Source organism: Methylobacterium sp. C33D (genome assembly GCF_053345825.1).
The window spans coordinates 1-334 of sequence record NZ_JBKFAV010000157.1; the positions used below are offsets into that span (position 1 = coordinate 1).

Genomic DNA, 334 nt, shown 5'->3' on the forward strand with positions numbered 1-334 from the left:
GAATTCCGGAACCGGGACCCGGCTCGATACGCGGAGCGGCGCTCCGCGCACGCGCGTGGCCGCCGTGACCTTCGACCCGCGGGTCAAAGGTCTCACAGGGCTGGCGCTGAAGGGCTTCCTGCTCTCGATCGTGACCTTCGGTATTTACAGATTCTGGTATGTCACCAATCTGCGCCGCTTCTTCTGGGTGCGCACCGCGCTCGACGGCACGCCCGCCGAGTATACCGGCACCGGCAAGGAACTGTTTCTCGGCTTCCTCGTCGCGCTCGCGATCCTCGTGCCGATCTACGTCGCTCTGTTCGCGGTCTCCCTCGTGGCGCCCGCCCTGGCCCCG

General features: G+C 66.8%; 1 protein-coding gene. It reads left to right on the forward strand.

Translation table 11 applies throughout. The features are described 5' to 3' along the window. Nucleotides 1-334, forward strand: a 334-nt coding sequence (locus ACLBXO_RS31840) for a DUF898 family protein (protein ID WP_447687929.1), incomplete at both ends; no start/stop codon positions are given.